We start from the raw sequence: 17,739 nt of genomic DNA on the forward strand, positions 1-17,739 counted from the left end.
ATGAACGTCGTACGCACTTTCCCCCTGATCCTCCTGGCCACCGCCCTGACCGCCTGTGCCGGCAAGCCCGCGCGCAGCGATGCACCGGTCGCCAGCACCGTGGTCGCGGCCAGCACGGTGGCCGAGGCACCGGCGGCAACCGCCGATACCGGCGGCGCCGACGCGACGCCGGCTGCAGCCGCGGCCACTCCACCGGCGCCTTCCGCACCGTCGCCGGCTGCGTCGGCACACGGCGCAGAGACCAGCGCGGCGAAGACCGCAACGGCCACCGCCGCCGGGGGCGAGGATGATTTCGACGCCCTGTATGGCGGCACCGGCACCACCAGCAGCGCTGCGGCCTACGATCCGTGGGAACCGTTCAACCGCAAGGTCCACACGTTCAACAATGCGGTCGACCGCGGTGTGGCCCGTCCGCTGGCCACCGCCTATACCCATGTGGTGCCGCGCTTCGCGCGTACCGGCATCAGCAACTTCTTCAGCAACCTGCGTGCGCCGGTGACCATCACCAACCAGCTGCTGCAGGGCCGTGGTGCCGACGCGTGGGACAGCCTCGGCCGCTTCCTGATGAACAGCACGCTGGGCATCGGTGGCCTGTTCGATCCGGCCAGCAAGGCGATGGTGCCGCGTCGCAATGAAGACTTCGGCCAGACCCTGGGTGCCTGGGGCTGGCGTCGTTCGCGCTACGTGGAGCTGCCGTTCTTCGGCCCGCGTACCGTGCGCGACGTGTTCGGCCTGGCCGGTGACATCCCGTTGTCGCCGATCCGGCGCGTCGAGGAAGACAAGATCCGCATCGGCCTGCAGGGCCTGCAGCTGGTCGACACCCGCGCACAGCTGCTGGCGATCGACGATCTGCGCGACACCGCAGTGGACGAATACGCCCTGGTCCGCGATGCGTGGATGCAGCGCCGCAACTACCAGATCGAGAACGACCTGCGCAGCAAGCGCGACCGCGGCCATGACGATGCCAATTCGCCGATCCCGGTCGATGCGATGCCGATGCCGCAGTGGACCCACTGAAGCCCTGCATCGGTGCATGAAAAACCCCGCCTCGGCGGGGTTTTTCTTTTCCGCTGGGTGCCAACCGTGGCTGGCACGCCTTGCTCAGGCCGCCAGCGCGGCCTCGATGGCCTCGCGCAGGCGTGCATCGTCGGCGGCCACGTCCGGGGCAAAGCGTGCGACGACCTTGCCATCACGGCCGACCAGGAACTTCTCGAAGTTCCACAGCACCGCCGGTGCCGGATGGATCGGGATCTCCTTGCTGGCCAGGCGCTCACGCAGCGGGCCTTCGCCGATCGACTGCGGCTGCGCGGCGGTCAGCTGCTGGTACAGCGGGTGGGTATCCTCGCCGGCCACGCTGATCTTGGAGAACATCGGGAAGCTGACGTCATAGGTGAGCTGGCAGAACTGCTGGATCTCGGCCTCGCTGCCCGGCTCCTGGCCGAGGAAGTTGTTGGCGGGGAAGCCCAGCACTTCCAGGCCCTGGGCGTGCTTTTCCGAATACAGCGCCTGCAGGCCTTCGTACTGCGGGGTCAGGCCGCACTTGGAGGCGACGTTGACCAGCAGCAGCACCTTGCCCTGGTAGTCGGCAAGCGAGGACGGCTGGCCGTCGATGGTGGTGAGGGGAATGTCCTGGATCGGGGTACTCACGCGGGGGCTCCGGCTACGTCGGGAAATGGCCGACCAGCATAGCGCCGCGCGATGCCGGTCGTGCCGGCTGCTGGCCGGGAATCGTGCGACCGTTCGCATGGGTTCATGAGGCTGCCGGCCAGCGGCCGGCGCGAGGATCAGTCCACGCAGAGCGTGCCCTGCGCCTTGCCGTCGTCGATGCGCTGGCGGCAACCGAAGTTCTGGCTGGCATCACGCTGGCAGGTGCCTGTCGCCACGACGCCGGCCACCCCCTCGCCCGTCGCCAGGCACTGGCCGGTGCAGTCGCTCTTGCGGCTGCAGGCCTTGCCGGCATCGGCATAGGGAATCACGCACTGCTCGCGCTGCAACCGGCCGAGCCGCTGCAGGCTGCCACCGGCAGCCTGGCAGTCGACGTCGCGCGCTTCGCGATAGGCCTCGGCAGCTTCAGGGCTGGTGGCCGTGGCCTGCGCGGTCGTGTCCACGCTCGGTGGCGCGCTGCTGCAGGCAGCAAGCAGTGCGGTCAGGACAAGGCTGGTGCAAAGGGGCAGGCGCATCGTGGTACCGGATCGGGCGGGCAGGCCGCCAGCATACGCACCGGCGATGCATGCGGCGTGTCGGCGCCGGTCAGGCCTCCTCGCCGTCGCTCGCCTCTTCCTCGGCCGTGGCATCTCCCTCGGCCAGGTCGCCCAGCAACGACTGTGCCTGCTCGGCGGCCAGCGACTCGACACCCCGCAGGCGCCGTTCGATGGTGCGCGTCTTGCGGCTGGCCTCGCCGATGCTGCGCCCGACGGTGGTGATCTGCTTCTCGGCCTTCTCCAGGATGCCGGCGAACTTGCCGAACTCGCTCTTCACTGCGCCCAGCAGGCTCCAGACCTCGCTGGAGCGCTGCTCGATGGCCAGCGTGCGGAACCCCATCTGCAGGCTGTTGAGCAGCGCGGTGACCGTGGTCGGCCCGGCCACGACCACGCGGTGCTCGCGCTGCAGCAGATCGACCAGTCCCGGGCGCCGGATCACTTCGGCGTACAGCCCTTCGGTAGGCAGGAACATCACTGCGAAATCAGTGGTATGCGGGGGTGCGATGTACTTGTCGCAGATCGACTTGGCCTGCACGCGCACCGCGCGCTCGAGCTGGATGCCCTGCAGGCGCACGCCCTCGGCGTCGCCGTGCTCCTGCGCGTCCAGCAGGCGCTCGTAGTCCTCGCGCGGGAACTTGGAGTCGATCGGCAGCCACACCGGGGTATCGCCGCTGCTGCGTCCCGGCAGGCGTACCGCGATGTCGACCATCTCGCCGCTGTCCGGCCGCACCTTCACCGCACGTGCGTACTGCTCCTGGGTGAGTGTCTGCTCAAGGATGTTCTCCAGCTGCACTTCGCCCCAGCTGCCGCGGTTCTTGACGTTGGTCAGCACGCGCTTGAGGTCGCCGACGCCGGTGGCCAGCTGCTGCATCTCGCCAAGGCCACGCTGCACCTGTTCCAGGCGCTCGGAGACAAGCTTGAAGGAATTGCCCAGGCGCGTCTCCAGCGTGGACTGCAGCTTCTCGTCCACGGTATGGCGCATCTGCTCCAGCTTCTGCGCGTTGTCGTTCTGCAGCGCGCGCAGCTGCTCTTCCAGCGTGGCGCGCATCTCGGCGATGCGCTGTTCGTTGCGCTGGGTCAGCTCCTGCAGGCGCAGGCCGAGGCTTTCGGTCAGGCGCTGCTGCGACTGCGCGCCTTCCTCGCGGCCCTTGCGCGCGTCATCGACCAGGGTCTGGCGCAACGCACCCAGCTGGGTATCGGTACGTCCGGTGAGTTCCTGCAGCTGCTGGCCAAACGCATGGATGCGCGCCTCCTGCTGCTGGCCGAAGGCCTCCAGCTGGCCCCGCAGCTCCTGCAGGCGCTGTCCCGTCAGCGCGGCGCCGCGCTGCTGGCTGTCGGCAGCCTCGGCACGCGCCTTGCGCGCATCTTCGCCCAGCGCTTCGCGCAGCAGGTCCAGGCGCTGGTCGGTACGGGTGGACAGATCGGTCAGCGCGCGGGCGAAGCCATCGAGCTGTTCGCGCAGCTCGCTGCGCCCGGACCGTGCCTCCTCGCGCACCGCCTGTTCCAGGCGGTCATGCGGGGGGCGGCGCAGCAGGGCGACCAGTTGCAGGATGAGCACGGCCAACAGCAGGCCGGCAATGAGCAGGGATTCGGTTTGCATGCGGCAAGTGTAGGCTGGCCCAGTCTCAACTGCTGCGCCAGGACCATGCTTGCCCTGTACGGAAAGCCCACCTCCATCAACGTGCGCAAGGTGCTCTGGCTGTGCGCCGGCCTCGACCTGCCCCTGCACCACGAGCCTGCGCCACCCGCGGACCTGCTGGCCACCCTGAACCCGAACCGGCAGGTGCCGGTCCTGCGTGATGGCGAGTTCGTGCTGTGGGAGTCCAACAGCATCTGCCGCTACCTGGCGTCCCGCGCGGGCCGTGACGACCTGCTGCCCCGCGCGGCACAGGATCGTGCGCGGGTCGAGCAGTGGATGGACTGGCAGGCCAGCGACCTCAACAGTGCCTGGCGGCACGTGTTCATGGCACGCGTGCGCCAGCATCCGGACTACCCGGACGATGCCCGCGCCGAGGCCAGCCTGGCCCAGTGGAACCGCTTGATGGGCGTGCTTGATGCCCAGCTGGCCGCTGGCGGCTACGCCGCTGGCAGCACCTTCACCCTCGCCGACATCGTGCTCGGGCTGTCGACCCAGCGCTGGCGCAGCACACCGGGCCACACGCCGGCGCTGGCACACGTGGGCGCCTGGTTCGAGCGCCTGCGCCAGCAGCCCGGTTTCGCCGAACACGTCGACAACGGCGTGGCCTGAGGCAGGGGTCAGATCCTCTCCCGGGAAAGAGATCTGACCCCAGGGGCGCGGGAACGACCCGGCCTTACCAGCCTTCCAGCACGATCTTGCCCTTGGCGCGGTGGCTTTCCAGCAGCGCGTGGGCGCGCCGCAGGTTGGCCGCGTCGATGCGCCCGAAATGTTCGCCCAGCGTGGTCTGCAGCACGCCGGTATCGACCAGCTCGGCCACCCGGTTCAACAGGTCGTGCTGGCGCTGCATGTCGGCGGTGCGGTACAGCGGCCGGGTGAACATCGACTCCCAGTGCAGCGACAGTGCCTTGCGCTTGAGCGCCATCACGTCCACCTGGCCCGGGTCATCGATCAGGCCGAACTGTCCCTGCGGCGCCAGCAGTTCCACGATCTGCGCGTAGTGCTGGTCGGAATGGGTCAGGCTGGCCACGTGCTGCACCTCGCTGATGCCCAGCCGCGCCAGGCCCTCGGCCAGCGGCAGGCGGTGGTCGATCACATGGTGCGCGCCCATCGCATACACCCAGTCCTGGGTCTCCGGGCGCGAGGCGGTGCCGATCACGGTCAGCCGGGTCAGCTTCCGCGCCAGCTGCACCAGGATCGAGCCGACACCGCCGGCAGCACCGATCACCAGCAGGGCTTGGCCTTCGCCACCGCCCTCGGGGATGCGCAGGCGGTCGAACAGCAGCTCCCAGGCGGTGATCGCAGTCAGTGGCAGCGCGGCGGCGGCGGCATCGTCGAGGCTGGCCGGCTTGCGGCCGACGCTGCGCTCATCCACCAGCTGGTACTCGGCATTGCTGCCCGGGCGATCGATGACGCCGGCGTAGTAGACCGCGTCACCGGGCTGGAACAGGGTCACCTCGCTGCCCACCGCGTCGACGATGCCGACCGCATCCCAGCCCAGCACGCGCGGGCCGTCGGTGGCCACGCCGCGGCGGACCTTGGTGTCGACCGGGTTCACCGCCACCGCGCGCACCGCCACCCGCAGGTCGCGCGGGCCGGGCTGCGGCAGGTCCAGTTCAATATCGATCAGGGCCTGCGGATCATCGATCGGCAGGCCGGCGTGGGTGTAGGCAATGGCGCGCATGGCAGCGGTCCAGTGGGGAAGGAGGCGACAGGTTGCGCCGCGCGCGCGCCGGCAGAAAGGCGCAGAATCGGGCAGGACTTTCTCTCCAGCAATGAAAATGATCCGCTTCGACGACCTGCAGCTGTTCGTTCGTACCGCCGCGCTGGGCAGCTTCTCGCAGGCCGCCCGCGAGGCCGACCTGCTGCCCGGCCAGGTTGCCGCGGCGGTGGCGCGGCTGGAACGTGAGCTGGACCTGCGCCTGTTCGTGCGCACCACCCGCAGCCTGCGCCTGACCGGCGAGGGCGCGCTGTACCTGCCGTATGCGCAGGAGGTGCTGGCCACCCTGCGCGAGGGCCAGGCCCGCGTACAGGGCGAGGACACCGAGCTGCATGGCACCCTGCAACTGTCGGCGCCGTCGGACTTCGGCCGCAACCTGCTGCTGCCCTGGCTGAGCGCGTTCCGCGCGGCCCACCCGCGGCTGCGCCTGCATCTGCGCCTGTCCGACGAAGTGGCCGATGTGTTCCGCGACCCGGTCGACGTGGCCATCCGCATCGGCCACTTCGACGATGCCAACTACGTGGCCCTGCCCCTGCTGGAAGGCAACCGGCGCGTGCTGGCCGCCTCGCCCGGCTACCTGCAGCGGCGCGGCATGCCCACGCGGCTGGATGAGCTGCGCGAGCACGACTGCCTGGTCTACCAGCTCAGTGGCCGCGCCTACGATCGCTGGTCGTTCGAGGTGGACGGACGCCGCGCCGTGATCCCCGTGCGCGGCCCGCTGGTCTGCGACGACGCCGACGTGGTGCGGCGCTGGGCCGTGGCCGGTGAAGGCATCACCTACAAGTCCTGGCTGGACCTGCGCGAGGACGTGCTGGCCGGGCGCCTGCAGGTGCTGCTGGACGGCGTTGGCAGCAGCATCCCATTGCAGCTGGTGTGCCCGCACCGCAAGCAGTTCTCGCCCGCGGTAAGGCAGCTGCATGCGCAGCTGCGCCAGCACCTGCAACCGTTGCTGTCTGGGATGCCGGTTGGCCCCACCGGCCCCCTGTCGCCTGCCGGGGCGCTGGCCGACAATGGCGGCCCCCCGTAACAAGAGCGCACCGCCATGCCGTGGATGGGCATCCAGGACCTGTGGACGTTTCTGGTCGCCGTGCTGGTGTTTCTCGCCCTGCCCGGTCCCGGTACCTTCACCCTGTTGACCGCCACCGGCCGTGGCGGCGTGCGCGGCGGCTACACCGCACTGGCCGGCCTGCTGGTCGGTGACCAGATCCTGATGTGGCTGGCGCTGGCCGGCGTGGCCGCGCTGCTCAAGGCCAACCCGCTGGTGTTCCACGCCGTGCAGTACCTGGGTGCGGCCTACCTGGTGTGGGTCGGCATCGGCCTGCTGCGCACGCCGAAGCACGAGGGCAGTGATGCCGGCCCGATCCGCATGCAGCCGGGCCGCTACTTCCAGCAGGCGATCCTGGTCAGCCTGCTCAACCCGAAGGCAATCCTGTTCTACATGGCGTTCCTGCCGTTGTTCATCGATCCGAAGGCGCACCAGGGCATCGCCACCTTCGCCGCGCTGGCCGGCATCATCCTGGTGGTCAGCATCGCCTACTGCTCGATGCTGATCGGCGTGGGCAACCTGGCCCGTCGCCGGCTGATCCAGCACCCGCGGATCAGCGATGCGCTGCGCCGCGTGGCCGGCCTGTTCCTGGTCGGGTTCGGCATCCGTCTGGGGCTGAACGGCTGACAGCGCAGGCTCGACGCTACGCCTGCCGGCCTAGGTGGGCCCCGTCCCGCCGTGCGGTCCTGCGCGCAGATGGTCGATGAACACCCGCAGCTTGGGTGCCATGTGCTCGCGCGCGGGGTAATACAGGTGGAAGCCGGGGAACGGCGGTTGCCAGTCCTGCAGCACCGCCTGCAGGCGCCCGGATGCCAGGTCATCGGCCACCAGTGACGCGAACCCCTGCGCCATGCCGAGCCCGGCCAGCACGGCGCCGTGGGCCAGCTCGGCATCGTTGAACACCAGCCGGCCGTTGACCTCGACCTCCAGGTCATGGTCATCGCGGCTGAACTCCCAGGGCATCAGCCGGCCGTTGGCGCGGCGGTGGACGATGCATGCATGGCCCTGCAGTTCGTGCGGGCTGGCCGGAATGCCGTACTGCGCGAAGTAGCCGGGCGTGGCCACCACCACCTGCCGCTCCGGCGGTCCGATCGGCACTGCGATCATGCCGCGCGCCAGTGACTCGCCGAGCCGGATACCCGCGTCGAAGCCTTCGGCCACCAGATCGGTCAACGCCGGCTCCACGCACAGCTCCACGTCCACCTGCGGATAGCGCGCCAGGAACGAAGGCAGTGCCGGCAGCACCCGGCGCTCGGCCACGATGCGTGGAAGGGTGATGCGCAGCTTCCCGGCCGGAACCGCACGCGCGCTGTCGAGGTCGGCAAACGCCGAATCGATCTGCTCCAGTCCGCCGCGTACACGTTCAAGGAAGCGCGCACCGTGTTCGGTCAGGCCGACCCGGCGCGTGGTCCGTTGCAGCAGGCGCACGCCCATCCGCGCCTCCAGCGCGCGCACGCTCTGCGACAGTGCCGAGGTGGAGATGCCCAGCGCATCTGCGGCGCGGGTGAAGCTGGCATGGTCGGCGACGTGAACGAAGGCGACCACCGCCGACAACGGTGCGGAGGGATCCATTGTGAAGCCACTCTTCATGGTGAGTCCGGTGCCATCCAGTTTATCCACAGGAACGGTCGGCCGATGCTGTGCCTCCCGGCGGTACCGCCGCCTCCCTGTGAGACCCCCCATGTCGCTGGACCACTACCGCCTGCTCGGCCGCTCCGGCCTTCGCATCAGCCCGATGGCACTGGGCACGATGACCTTCGGCGCCGACTGGGGCTGGGGCGCGGACGAAACCGAGGCTCGCCGCATCTTCGACACCTACGTCGAACGTGGCGGCAATTTCATCGATACCGCCAACAACTACACCAATGGCAGTGCGGAAACCCTGCTTGGCCGGTTCGCCCAGGGCCAGCGCGACCGGCTGGTGATCGCCAGCAAGTACACCCTCGCCACCGTCCCCGGTGACCCCAACAACGCCGGCAACCACCGCAAGAGCATGCTGCGCTCGGTGGAGGACAGTCTGCGGCGGTTGGGGACCGACTACCTCGACCTGCTGTACCTGCACGCCTGGGACGACACCACCGGCGTTGACGAAGTCATGCGGGGCTTCGACGACCTGGTCCGCAGCGGCAAAGTGCTTTACGCCGGCATCTCGGACACGCCGGCCTGGCAGATCGCGCGCATGCAGACCCTGGCCGACCTGCGTGGCTGGTCGCCGCTGGTGGCGCTGCAGATCGAGTACAGCCTGATCCAGCGCAGCGTCGAGCATGAACTGCTGCCGATGGCCGATGCGCTGGGGATGGGCGTGGTGGCGTGGTCGCCATTGGGCAGCGGCGTGCTGACCGGCAAGTACAGCACGGCCGATCTCGCCAGCGCCGAGGCGTTGCCAGCCACACCCGGCGGGTCGCGCCGCAGCGTGGCCCTGATCAATGGTGCGTTGACGCCGCGTTCGCTGCAGATTGCCGGGGACGTCGCAACCATCGCTGCCGATCTTTCGCATTCGCCTGCGCAGGTTGCACTCGCCTGGTTGCTGCAGCGCCCCGGCGCCGGCGCGCTGCCGATCATCGGCGCCCGCACCCTGGCGCAGTTCGAGCACAACCTGGACGCGCTGCAGCTGGTGCTGCCGGCCGAGGCCCTGGCCCACCTCGATGCGATCAGTGCAGTGGCACCGTCGTTCCCGCACGATTTCCTGCGGATGCCGTTGCCGCGGATGCTGATGAGCGGCGGCACCCAGCTGCGGCCGCGCGGGCGCTGAGGGCATGGCAGGCAGGGCGGGCTATGCTGGCCCCCCTTCTGCAATGGATGCGCGTGGATGGTCCGCCTGACCGACTTCGCCCTGACCCTGCTGTTCGCCGGCACCGCCTCTGGCGCCACCGTGCAGGACCATCGCTGCCTGACGGGCGGCCGCAACGACAGCATCCATCTGGAATGGCGCTGGCTGGACGACGGCGCGGCCGACGTGCGCTACGCCGGCCAGCGCGGGCGCCTGCCCCTGCGCCGGGTCTCGATGGAGACCACGGTGCTGGCAGAGGATCGTCCCTACCAGTTCGACAGCGTGTGGGAAGAGCGCATCGACGGCCGCCTCAACGGCCGTTACCTGCTGAGTACCCAGGGCGCGCTGGTGCTGGACCTGAGCTATGAGCGTGCCCGTGACGGGCGCAGGACCTCTTTCCACGATGACGTCGAGGCCTGGCAGGAAGACGGCTGCCACTGGCCCGCCCTGCCCTGACGTCGCCCGGCGCGGGGGTCCGGCCTGCTTTATGCCGATTCCGGCAGCCTGATCGCGGTGCAGCGCGCGGCGCGTCGGGTATGACCCCCGTCAGTGGCAATGCTGCGCTGCGTTCGGTCACACTCGGGAACTTGTCGTTCTCAGTCACCCCTTCCGAGGCCTGCATGTCCCTGTTCCGGCGCAAGTCCCTAGATTCCGTCACCGTCCACGAAGCCGGCAGGCGCCTGATCCCGACGCTCAGCTGGCCGCACCTGATCGCGCTGGGCATCGGTGCCATCGTCGGTACCGGCATCTACACGCTGATTGGCGTCGGTGCCAACCTGGCCGGCCCGGCCGTGCTGATTTCCTTCGCCATCGCCGGTGCGGTCTGCGCCTGTGCGGCGCTGTCCTATGCCGAGCTGTCGACGATGATGCCGGCCGCCGGCAGCGCCTACACCTACAGCTACAGTGCGCTCGGCGAGGTGTTCGCCTGGGTGGTGGGCTGGAGCCTGATCCTGGAGTACTCGCTGGTGGTGAGTACGGTGGCGGTGGGCTGGTCCGGCTACTTCGTCGGCTTCCTCGAATGGGTGCACACCCAGTTCGGCTGGAACGTGCACCTGCCAGCCTGGCTGGCGGCCGGCCCGCACGTGGAAGGCGGCATGATCAATCTGCCGGCGATCATCATCACCTGGCTGGTAGCCGGCATGTTGATGGCCGGCACCAAGGAGAGCGCCACGCTCAATGCGATCCTGGTGGTGTTCAAGCTGATCGCGCTGGCGATCTTCGTGGCCGTGGCCCTGCCTGCGTTCGACAGCGCCAACCTGCAGCCGTTCATGCCGTATGGCTTTGCCAAGTCGATGGGCCCTGACGGGGTCGAGCACGGCGTGATGGCGGCAGCGGCGATCATCTTCTTCGCCTTCTACGGCTTCGATGCGATCTCCACCGCCGCCGAGGAAACCAAGAACCCCGGCCGCGACCTGTCGATCGGCATCATCGGGTCGATGATCGGCTGCACCATCGTCTACGTGCTGGTGGCGCTGGCGGCAGTGGGTGCGATGAGCTACGCGGTGTTCGGCCACAGCGCCGAACCGCTGGCGCTGATCATGCGCCAGCTCGGCCATCCGACTGCCGCAATGGTGATTGGCGTGATCGCGATCATCGCGCTGCCGACCGTGCTGCTGGCCTTCCTGTACGGCCAGAGCCGCATCTTCTTCGTGATGAGCCGCGACGGCCTGCTGCCGCGTGGCCTGTCCAAGGTCAATGCGCGCACCGGCACGCCGGTGGCGACCACGCTGTTCACCGCCGTGGTGGTGTCGGCGCTGGCCGGCGTGGCCCGCCTGGACGAGATCGCCGCGCTGGCCAATGCCGGTACCCTGGCCGCGTTCACTGCGGTGGGTATCTGCCTGGTGGTGCTGCGCCTGCGCGAGCCGAACCGCGAGCGAACCTTCCGCACACCGCTGGCCTTCGTGGTCGGGCCGCTGGCCGCGCTGGGCTGCATCTACCTGTTCATCAGCCTGCCGCACACCACGCAGTTGTACTTCCTGCTGTGGAACGTGGCCGGCCTGGTGCTGTACTTCCTGTACAGCCGCCGCCACGCACTGATCGCGAAGTAACCGGCTCGCCGGTCGTGCCGGCCGCTGGCCGGCACCTCGCATCCTGTTGGTACGGGCAATGCCGGCCAGCGGCCGGCACGACCGAAGGGCGGTCAACCGCCCTGTTTTGCCGCGTAATCCTGCGCCTGGCGCATCACCCGCAGCAGGTTGCCGCCCCAGATGCCGGCAATCTGCTGCTCGGTATAGCCCTTGCGCAGCAGCCAGGCGGTGATCTTCGGCAGCTGGCTGACATCGGGCAGGTCGCTCAGGCCACCGCCGCCATCCCAGTCCAGGCCGATGCCCACGTGCTCGGGGCCGACCACCTTGAGGATGTGCTCGAAGTGGGCGAAGAAATCATCCAGGCTGGCGTGGCGCACCGGGTGCTCGTGGTCCAGTGCCTGCTCGGCCTTCAGCAGGGCAACACCCTGCTCGATGCCCATGCCTTCCCAGCCGCCCAGCTGCTTGCTCAGCGCTTCTTCGGCCTGCTTGCGCTCGGGTGTCTTCGCCGTGTCGATCAGGTAGCCGCCATAGGCGTTCACCTGGATCACGCCGCCGGCCCTGGCCAGCTTGCGCAGGCGCGCGTCGTCGAGATTGCGCGGGTGGTCGTAGACCGCCTTGGCCGAGCTGTGCGACAGCACGAACGGCACCGGCATCATCGCCAGCAGATCGTCGAACACCGCGTCCGAGGCATGCGACTGATCGATCACGATGCCCAGCTTCACTGCCTGTCGCACCAGTTCTTTGCCGGCCGGGCTCAGGCCCTTCCATTCCGCGCCCTTGGGGTCGGTGGCCGAATCGGCGAACTCGTTGTTGGCGAAGTGCACGGTGCTGAGCAGGCGCAGCCCGGCACGGTGGTAGAACGAGAGCAGGCTGGGGTCGTCCACCAGCGGGCTGGCGTTTTCCATGCTGATGTACACCACGCGCTTGCCGGCGGCCTTGATCCGCGCGGCATCATCGGCGGTCAGTGCCAGCGCGAAGCGCTCGGGATTGGCCGCCAGCATTTCGCGGATCTGCATCAACCGCTGCAGGCCATGGTCACGCTCGGCCAGGTGCGCGGCGGCGCTGCGGTCGCCCTGGTCGGTGTAGATCGCCCAGAAGCCGCCATCCAGCGCGCCTTCGACCATGCGCGGGTAATCCACCTGCGAAAGGGCGTTGCGGTCGTGGCGCTGCTCGATGTCAAAACCGGTTCGGCCGAATTTGGCCGGTGTATCCAGATGGCTGTCGAGCGTGACCAGGCGCTGCTGCAGCGCCTTGGCACGGGCCAGTTCCTCGGCGCTGAACTCGATGGCGTGGGCCGACAGCGGCGCGCACAGCGCCAGGGCGAGCACGACGGACAGGGGGCGCAACGAAGGCATGGGCTCTCACCGGCATTGGGAAGAGCCCGACCATAGCGCTGCGGCCTGCTGATTTGTAGAGCCGAGCTCACGCTCGGTTGCCAGGCACCGCGAGTCGAGCATGAATCGTATTCACGGCCCAGCGGCCAGCGTCCCGCGCATTGCGATGCGTTCGAAACAATGGCGCCCCCATGATCAGGTGGCGCGGCTCGGCTCTACAGCGTCACGCGGTCAGTCCACCACGCGGCAGAACACGGCCTTCAGGTAACGCGATTCCTGCACGTGGGCCATGAACGGGTGGTCCGGACCGGCGCCGGCGACCTTCAGGATCTGGATCGTGCGGCCGGAGAAATACGCCGCGCGGCGCAGCATGTCGAGGAACTGGTCCTCGGCCACCAGGCCGGTGCAGGAGAACGTGGCGAACAGGCCGCCCGGCTTGACCACGCCCAGCGCCAGCTTGTTCATGTCCAGGTACTTCTTCAGCGCAGTGATGACCTGGTCGCGGTCGCGGGTCATCTTCGCCGGGTCCAGGATCACCACGTCGTACTGCTCACCGCGGTTGGCGGCGTCGCGCAGCCACGGGAAGATGTCGGACTGGATGAACTTCGGGCGCACGTTGTTCAGGCGCGAATTGCCCTTGGCGATCTGGATGACGTCCTCATCGATGTCGATGCCGACCACTTCCGAAGCGCCACGTGCTGCTGCGTACACCGCGAAACCGCCGGTGTTGCAGCACAGGTCCAGCACGCTCTTGCCTTCGACCTGCTGGCTCAGCCATTCGCGGTTCTCGCGCTGGTCGGCGAAGAAGCCGGTCTTGTGTGCACCGGCCGGATCGGCGCGGAACTTGATGCCGTACTCGGTGATCACCGCCGCTTCAGTGGTGGTGTTGCCGTGGAAGTCGAAGCTCTCCTGCTTCTGCACGTGCTCGTCGGCGAAGCTGTGGAAGCGGCAGCCGGGGAACTGCTCGCGCAGGGCGTCGTAGATCCATTCGCGGTGGCGGAACATGCCGGCGGCGAAGAACTCGACCACCACCAGGTCGCCGTAGCGATCCACCACCAGGCCGGACAGGCCGTCGCCTTCGCTGTGCACCACGCGCCAGGCATCGGAGACCGCATCGAGCTTCAGCACCTCACGGCGCAGCGACACCGCCTGGGCGATCTTGCGCGAGAACCAGCCGGCATCCACCGGCACGTTCTGGTCGGTTTCAAGGATGCGCACGGCAATGCGCGAGTGCCCGTTGTAGAACCCGCGGCCGATGAATTCGCCATCAATGCCGACCACGTCGACGATGGAACCGGGCTTGGGCCGGACGGTCGGCTTCTCGACCAGTTTCTGGAAGATCCACGGGTGGCTGGAGCGCCACGCATTCTTGAGGCGGACAACGGGAAGGGGGGTATTCATCCACCCATTGTAAACCGGGCGCCGGGGTCAGATCCCCGCAGGGGCTCTGACCCCAGTGTGGCGACGACGAGGGGTCGGAGCCCCGTGGGGGATCCGACCCCGGCGGACCGGCATTTGACGGCGGCCCAGCCAGACGGCAGAATCGGCGCCAGAAGGGGAGTAGCTCCCAGACGTTGTCGCCGTCATTTCGAGCCTGCAGGCTCCGGTGCAACGGCAGTTCCAGCCGACTGGAACTGCGAGCGAGACCTTCGCCGTACTGGCGAAGCTCTGTCCCTGGATCCCCTCCCGATCCTCCGTTGCAGATCCTCGCCGTCCGGCCTGGCATTCATCTTTCCAACGGACATTCCCAATGCAGACGATCGGTAACGTGTGGTTGTGGGGCGGCTTCGCAGCGGTGGTGGTCATCGCCCTGCTGGTCGACCTCGTGTTGATGCGCCATGGTGGACCGCACAAGGTCACCTTCAAGGAGGCCCTGTGGTGGTCCATCGGCTGGGTCGCGCTGGCCCTGCTGTTCAATGCGGGCCTCTGGTACTACCTGAATGAGACTGCCGGCCAGGTGGTGGCCAACAAGGTCGGGCTCGAATTCCTGACCGGCTACCTGGTCGAGAAGGCGCTGGCGGTCGACAACATCTTTGTCTTCCTGATGATCATGAGCTACTTCGCGGTGCCGGAGGAGCAGCGCCAGAAGGTGCTGATCATCGGCATCCTGGGCGCGATCGTGCTTCGTACGATCATGATCTTCGCCGGCAGCGTGCTGATCAGCCAGTTCCATTGGCTGCTCTACGTGTTCGGTGCCTTCCTGCTGTTCACCGGCTGGAAGATGTGGTTCGCCGCCGGCCAGGAGCCGGACCTGGAGACCAATCCCGCCCTGCGCTGGATGCGCAAGCACCTGCGCCTGCTGCCGGACTACGCCGGCAACGCGCTGAGCGTGAAGCGCGATGGCGTGCGCTGGTTCACCCCGCTGTTCGCGGTGCTGATCCTGATCGCGGTCACCGACGTGATCTTCGCCGTGGACAGCATCCCGGCGATCTTCGCGATCACCACCGACCCGTTCATCGTGCTCACCTCCAACGTGTTCGCGGTGCTGGGCCTGCGCGCGATGTTCTTCCTGCTGGCCGGCATGGCCGACCGCTTCCACCTGCTGCCGTATGGCCTGGCACTGGTGCTGGGCTTCATCGGCATCAAGATGATGATCATCGACCTGTTCAAGATCCCGACGCCGGTGTCGCTGGGCGTGGTCGCGGTGATCATCGCCGCCACCGTGGTGCTCAGCCTGAAGTACCCGCCGAAGGAAGGCGAAGGCCAGGCCTGAGCCTGACCGGCTGAACAGCGCGGCCGGTGGGATTGTCCCGCCGGCCGCCTCCACTCTCCCGTTGCGGTGGCCTTGGTTTCGCGCCAGCCACCGCCATTGCTGAGGTATGGACAACAACACGCCCCTGCCCGCCGGCGACGTGCCGGCCCCCCGCAATGACCGCTCGCGCATCCTGCGGGCGTTCAATGTCAGCCTGGCGGCCGTGCTGGTGCTGGTGGCCGTGTTCGCCCTGCAGGGCACGTTCGACTGGCGACCGTGGGCGGTCGCGCCGCTGGAAGCCAAGGGCCTGCTCGGCCTGATCGGCGGCCCGATGCTGCATGCCTCGGTCGAGCATATCGCCGCCAACAGCATCGCGATCCTGATCCTCGGCACCCTCGCCGGCAGCGTGTATCCGAAAGCCACCGTGCGTGCCCTGCCCCTGCTGTGGCTGGGTTCGGGCCTCGGCGCGTGGATGCTGGGCAATCCGGGCAGCGTGCACCTGGGCGCCAGTGGCGTCACCCATGGCCTGATGTTCCTGCTGGCCAGCCTCGGCCTGCTGCGCCGCGACCGCGCGGCGATCGCCACCGGCCTGATCGGCATGCTGTTCTATGGCGGCATGCTGATGACCATCCTGCCGCATGCCGATGGCGTGTCCTGGCAGTCGCACATGGGCGGCGCCTTCGCCGGCATCATCGCCGCGCTGCTGTTCCGCAACGCCGACCCGTTGCCGCCGCGCCAGCGTTACAGCTGGGAAGACGAAGAAGAAGACGTCGAGCCTTTGCCCGACGACGAGCTGGAGCCACCGTCGCCGCAGCGCGTGCCGGTGTTGTGGCAGCCGCGCGAGGGCCAGGACTACGTGGTGATCCCGTTCCGCCGCCCGGACGAACCGCGCGGTTGAAGCGGCGGTAGTGCCGGCCGCTGGCCGGCAACCTCATGAACCTTCGTTGGCAGTGCGCGCGTTGCCGGCCAGCGGCCGGTACTACCGGGAAATTCAGTTCCCCGCTGCGCCCATCCCATGACGAGGCAGAGCCGCTGGCCGACGACGCCGCGCGAGGGCCAGGACCACGTGGTGATTCCATTCCGCCGCCCGGATGAGCCGCGCGGTTGAAGCGGCGGTAGTGCCGGCCGCTGGCCGGCAACCTCATGAACCTTCGTTGGCAATCCTCGCGTTGCCGGCCAGCGGCTGGCACTACCGGGACGGTCAGTTCCCCGCTGCGCCCATTCCATCCACCGCCTGCCGGCCGAGCGCCGGGTCATCGGTGAAGAACGCATCGATGCCCGTCGCCAGGTAAGCGCGCATCTCGGCGATCGATCCCTCGGCATTGCGCGCGCTGTCGGCGCCCTTGCGCAGGTTGCTGGGCTGGAAGTGGTTTTCCGGGCGGAAGGTGTACGGAATCACCATCAACCCGGCGGCATGCGCATCACGTACCAGCGAGGTCGGCGTGCCCAGCGCGCCCTTGCCATCCAGCGGAATGATCGAACGCAGCTCGGGTCCGATGCCATCGGCGTAGCCGGCAATGTCCTTCAGTCCGGCCGGGGTCATCATCTGCGCGTAGGTCAGCGTGCCACCGGCCTTGGCGATGTCGGCCGGCTGGGTATCGCCCTTCCACAGCAGCTGCAGCAGGCGGATGTTGCTGCCGCGGCCGATCTTGCCATGCAGGTAGCGCAGGTTGGCGGTCTCGAACGACTGGATCGTGACCGGGCCGACGTTGGTGTACGCATTGCCGCGCAGCGCAGCCAGCAGTTTGTCTTCCATCGGCAGGCCGATGGACTGGAAGTAAGTCGGGTGCTTGATCTCCGGGACCAGGCCGATGCCGCGGTTGGCACGCCCGGCCTGCTGCACCAGGAAGGCCAGGATCTCGTCCAGGCTGGCGATGCGGAACTGGCCGTCGTAGGCGGTGCTGCGCAGTTCCGGCAGGCGCTCACGGGCGTACAGGGTCTTCAGCTCGGCCAGGGTGAAGTCTTCGGTGAACCAGCCCTCGACCTGCTGCCCATCGATCACCTTGCGGGTGCGGCGGCTGGCGAACTCCGGATGCGAGGCGACGTCGGTGGTGCCACCGATCTCGTTCTCGTGCCGGGCCACCATCACGCCGTCCTTGGTCATCACCAGGTCCGGCTCGATGTAGTCGGCGCCATCGGCGATGGCCTGCGCGTACGACGCCAGGGTGTGCTCGGGCAGCAGCGCGCTTGCCCCGCGATGGCCGTAGACCGACACCTTGGGTGCAGCCGGGGTGGAGGATTCAGTACTCATGGCCACCGATGGTGCCATGGCCAGCGACAACAGCAATGCACAACCCCACGACTTCACTGCGAC

Annotated in this window: 17 protein-coding genes; 9 read left to right on the top strand and 8 right to left on the bottom strand. The window is 68.3% G+C overall.

Annotated elements, in window-relative coordinates:
- Nucleotides 1–1,017, top strand: a complete 1,017-nt coding sequence (locus AC5P9I_RS15185) for an MlaA family lipoprotein (protein ID WP_130768323.1) — start codon at nt 1–3, stop codon at nt 1,015–1,017.
- 84 nt (nt 1,018–1,101) lie between these two features.
- On the opposite strand, the gene AC5P9I_RS15190 is transcribed toward AC5P9I_RS15185, so the two are convergent.
- From AC5P9I_RS15190 to AC5P9I_RS15200, 3 genes are all read right to left on the bottom strand, one after another.
- Nucleotides 1,102–1,647, bottom strand: coding sequence for a glutathione peroxidase (locus AC5P9I_RS15190; RefSeq protein WP_053461715.1), 546 nt, complete (start codon nt 1,645–1,647; stop codon nt 1,102–1,104).
- A 137-nt stretch (nt 1,648–1,784) separates the two neighbouring features.
- Nucleotides 1,785–2,180 (bottom strand): hypothetical protein, encoded by a 396-nt coding sequence (locus AC5P9I_RS15195; RefSeq protein ID WP_130768324.1) that lies wholly within the window; start codon nt 2,178–2,180, stop codon nt 1,785–1,787.
- Nucleotides 2,181–2,250: 70 nt separating this feature from the next.
- Nucleotides 2,251–3,801 carry a DNA recombination protein RmuC gene (locus AC5P9I_RS15200; RefSeq protein ID WP_130768325.1) on the bottom strand — a complete coding sequence of 517 codons (1,551 nt, stop codon included), beginning with the start codon at nt 3,799–3,801 and terminating at the stop codon, nt 2,251–2,253.
- A gap of 45 nt (nt 3,802–3,846) precedes the next feature.
- Here AC5P9I_RS15200 and AC5P9I_RS15205 point away from each other — a divergent pair, with 45 nt between their 5' ends.
- On the top strand, nt 3,847–4,449 hold the full coding sequence (locus AC5P9I_RS15205) for a glutathione S-transferase family protein (RefSeq protein ID WP_088476165.1): 603 nt from the start codon (nt 3,847–3,849) through the stop codon (nt 4,447–4,449).
- Nucleotides 4,450–4,513: 64 nt separating this feature from the next.
- On the opposite strand, the gene AC5P9I_RS15210 is transcribed toward AC5P9I_RS15205, so the two are convergent.
- The gene (locus tag AC5P9I_RS15210) at nt 4,514–5,521 is read right to left on the bottom strand and encodes a zinc-binding alcohol dehydrogenase family protein (RefSeq protein WP_064239569.1); all 1,008 of its coding nucleotides are present in this window, start codon (nt 5,519–5,521) and stop codon (nt 4,514–4,516) included.
- Between the two features lie 91 nt (nt 5,522–5,612).
- On the opposite strand from AC5P9I_RS15210, the gene AC5P9I_RS15215 reads away from it, so the two are divergent.
- Together AC5P9I_RS15215 and leuE are read left to right on the top strand one after the other, a co-directional pair.
- The gene (locus tag AC5P9I_RS15215; protein ID WP_130768326.1) at nt 5,613–6,584 is read left to right on the top strand and encodes a LysR family transcriptional regulator; all 972 of its coding nucleotides are present in this window, start codon (nt 5,613–5,615) and stop codon (nt 6,582–6,584) included.
- A 15-nt stretch (nt 6,585–6,599) separates the two neighbouring features.
- The gene (leuE, locus tag AC5P9I_RS15220) at nt 6,600–7,229 is read left to right on the top strand and encodes a leucine efflux protein LeuE (protein WP_049468378.1); all 630 of its coding nucleotides are present in this window, start codon (nt 6,600–6,602) and stop codon (nt 7,227–7,229) included.
- Nucleotides 7,230–7,259: 30 nt separating this feature from the next.
- Here leuE and AC5P9I_RS15225 read toward each other — a convergent pair whose 3' ends face one another.
- The gene (locus AC5P9I_RS15225; protein WP_130768327.1) at nt 7,260–8,174 is read right to left on the bottom strand and encodes a LysR family transcriptional regulator; all 915 of its coding nucleotides are present in this window, start codon (nt 8,172–8,174) and stop codon (nt 7,260–7,262) included.
- 97 nt (nt 8,175–8,271) lie between these two features.
- Between AC5P9I_RS15225 and AC5P9I_RS15230 the strand changes: the two genes are divergently transcribed.
- The 3 genes from AC5P9I_RS15230 (at nt 8,272) to AC5P9I_RS15240 (ending at nt 11,420) form a co-directional block, all read left to right on the top strand.
- Complete coding sequence (locus tag AC5P9I_RS15230; RefSeq protein ID WP_197585667.1) at nt 8,272–9,354, top strand: aldo/keto reductase; 1,083 nt, start codon at nt 8,272–8,274, stop codon at nt 9,352–9,354.
- 57 nt (nt 9,355–9,411) lie between these two features.
- A complete protein-coding gene (locus AC5P9I_RS15235; protein WP_130768329.1) occupies nt 9,412–9,828 on the top strand; it encodes a hypothetical protein in 417 nt (138 codons plus the stop codon).
- 164 nt (nt 9,829–9,992) lie between these two features.
- Nucleotides 9,993–11,420 carry an amino acid permease gene (locus tag AC5P9I_RS15240; RefSeq protein ID WP_049417155.1) on the top strand — a complete coding sequence of 476 codons (1,428 nt, stop codon included), beginning with the start codon at nt 9,993–9,995 and terminating at the stop codon, nt 11,418–11,420.
- A gap of 92 nt (nt 11,421–11,512) precedes the next feature.
- Here the strand turns inward: AC5P9I_RS15240 and AC5P9I_RS15245 are convergent, their stop codons facing one another.
- The gene (locus AC5P9I_RS15245; RefSeq protein ID WP_130768330.1) at nt 11,513–12,754 is read right to left on the bottom strand and encodes a dipeptidase; all 1,242 of its coding nucleotides are present in this window, start codon (nt 12,752–12,754) and stop codon (nt 11,513–11,515) included.
- Between the two features lie 210 nt (nt 12,755–12,964).
- Complete coding sequence (locus AC5P9I_RS15250; protein WP_049468387.1) at nt 12,965–14,134, bottom strand: class I SAM-dependent rRNA methyltransferase; 1,170 nt, start codon at nt 14,132–14,134, stop codon at nt 12,965–12,967.
- Between the two features lie 349 nt (nt 14,135–14,483).
- Here AC5P9I_RS15250 and AC5P9I_RS15255 point away from each other — a divergent pair, with 349 nt between their 5' ends.
- Both AC5P9I_RS15255 and AC5P9I_RS15260 read left to right on the top strand, forming a co-directional pair.
- Nucleotides 14,484–15,446, top strand: a complete 963-nt coding sequence (locus tag AC5P9I_RS15255; RefSeq protein WP_010487446.1) for a TerC family protein — start codon at nt 14,484–14,486, stop codon at nt 15,444–15,446.
- Between the two features lie 106 nt (nt 15,447–15,552).
- The gene (locus tag AC5P9I_RS15260; RefSeq protein WP_049468391.1) at nt 15,553–16,323 is read left to right on the top strand and encodes a rhomboid family intramembrane serine protease; all 771 of its coding nucleotides are present in this window, start codon (nt 15,553–15,555) and stop codon (nt 16,321–16,323) included.
- A gap of 303 nt (nt 16,324–16,626) precedes the next feature.
- On the opposite strand, the gene AC5P9I_RS15265 is transcribed toward AC5P9I_RS15260, so the two are convergent.
- Nucleotides 16,627–17,733: a glycerophosphodiester phosphodiesterase gene (locus AC5P9I_RS15265; protein ID WP_130768331.1), complete on the bottom strand. Its 1,107-nt coding sequence runs from the start codon at nt 17,731–17,733 to the stop codon at nt 16,627–16,629.
- Nucleotides 17,734–17,739 lie beyond the last annotated feature (6 nt).

The organism is Stenotrophomonas sp. YJH_SMC_29 (genome assembly GCF_059371235.1).

What these genes read in the sequence shown, in the direction of transcription:
- AC5P9I_RS15185 (WP_130768323.1), top strand. Translation starts at nt 1, where the DNA reads ATGAACGTCGTACGCACTTTCCCCCTGATCCTCCTGGCCACCGCCCTG.
- AC5P9I_RS15195 (WP_130768324.1), bottom strand. Translation starts at nt 2,180, where the DNA reads ATGCGCCTGCCCCTTTGCACCAGCCTTGTCCTGACCGCACTGCTTGCT.
- AC5P9I_RS15200 (WP_130768325.1), bottom strand. Translation starts at nt 3,801, where the DNA reads ATGCAAACCGAATCCCTGCTCATTGCCGGCCTGCTGTTGGCCGTGCTC.
- AC5P9I_RS15205 (WP_088476165.1), top strand. Translation starts at nt 3,847, where the DNA reads ATGCTTGCCCTGTACGGAAAGCCCACCTCCATCAACGTGCGCAAGGTG.
- AC5P9I_RS15210 (WP_064239569.1), bottom strand. Translation starts at nt 5,521, where the DNA reads ATGCGCGCCATTGCCTACACCCACGCCGGCCTGCCGATCGATGATCCG.
- AC5P9I_RS15215 (WP_130768326.1), top strand. Translation starts at nt 5,613, where the DNA reads ATGAAAATGATCCGCTTCGACGACCTGCAGCTGTTCGTTCGTACCGCC.
- leuE (WP_049468378.1), top strand. Translation starts at nt 6,600, where the DNA reads ATGCCGTGGATGGGCATCCAGGACCTGTGGACGTTTCTGGTCGCCGTG.
- AC5P9I_RS15225 (WP_130768327.1), bottom strand. Translation starts at nt 8,174, where the DNA reads ATGGATCCCTCCGCACCGTTGTCGGCGGTGGTCGCCTTCGTTCACGTC.
- AC5P9I_RS15235 (WP_130768329.1), top strand. Translation starts at nt 9,412, where the DNA reads ATGGTCCGCCTGACCGACTTCGCCCTGACCCTGCTGTTCGCCGGCACC.
- AC5P9I_RS15240 (WP_049417155.1), top strand. Translation starts at nt 9,993, where the DNA reads ATGTCCCTGTTCCGGCGCAAGTCCCTAGATTCCGTCACCGTCCACGAA.
- AC5P9I_RS15245 (WP_130768330.1), bottom strand. Translation starts at nt 12,754, where the DNA reads ATGCCTTCGTTGCGCCCCCTGTCCGTCGTGCTCGCCCTGGCGCTGTGC.
- AC5P9I_RS15250 (WP_049468387.1), bottom strand. Translation starts at nt 14,134, where the DNA reads ATGAATACCCCCCTTCCCGTTGTCCGCCTCAAGAATGCGTGGCGCTCC.
- AC5P9I_RS15255 (WP_010487446.1), top strand. Translation starts at nt 14,484, where the DNA reads ATGCAGACGATCGGTAACGTGTGGTTGTGGGGCGGCTTCGCAGCGGTG.
- AC5P9I_RS15260 (WP_049468391.1), top strand. Translation starts at nt 15,553, where the DNA reads ATGGACAACAACACGCCCCTGCCCGCCGGCGACGTGCCGGCCCCCCGC.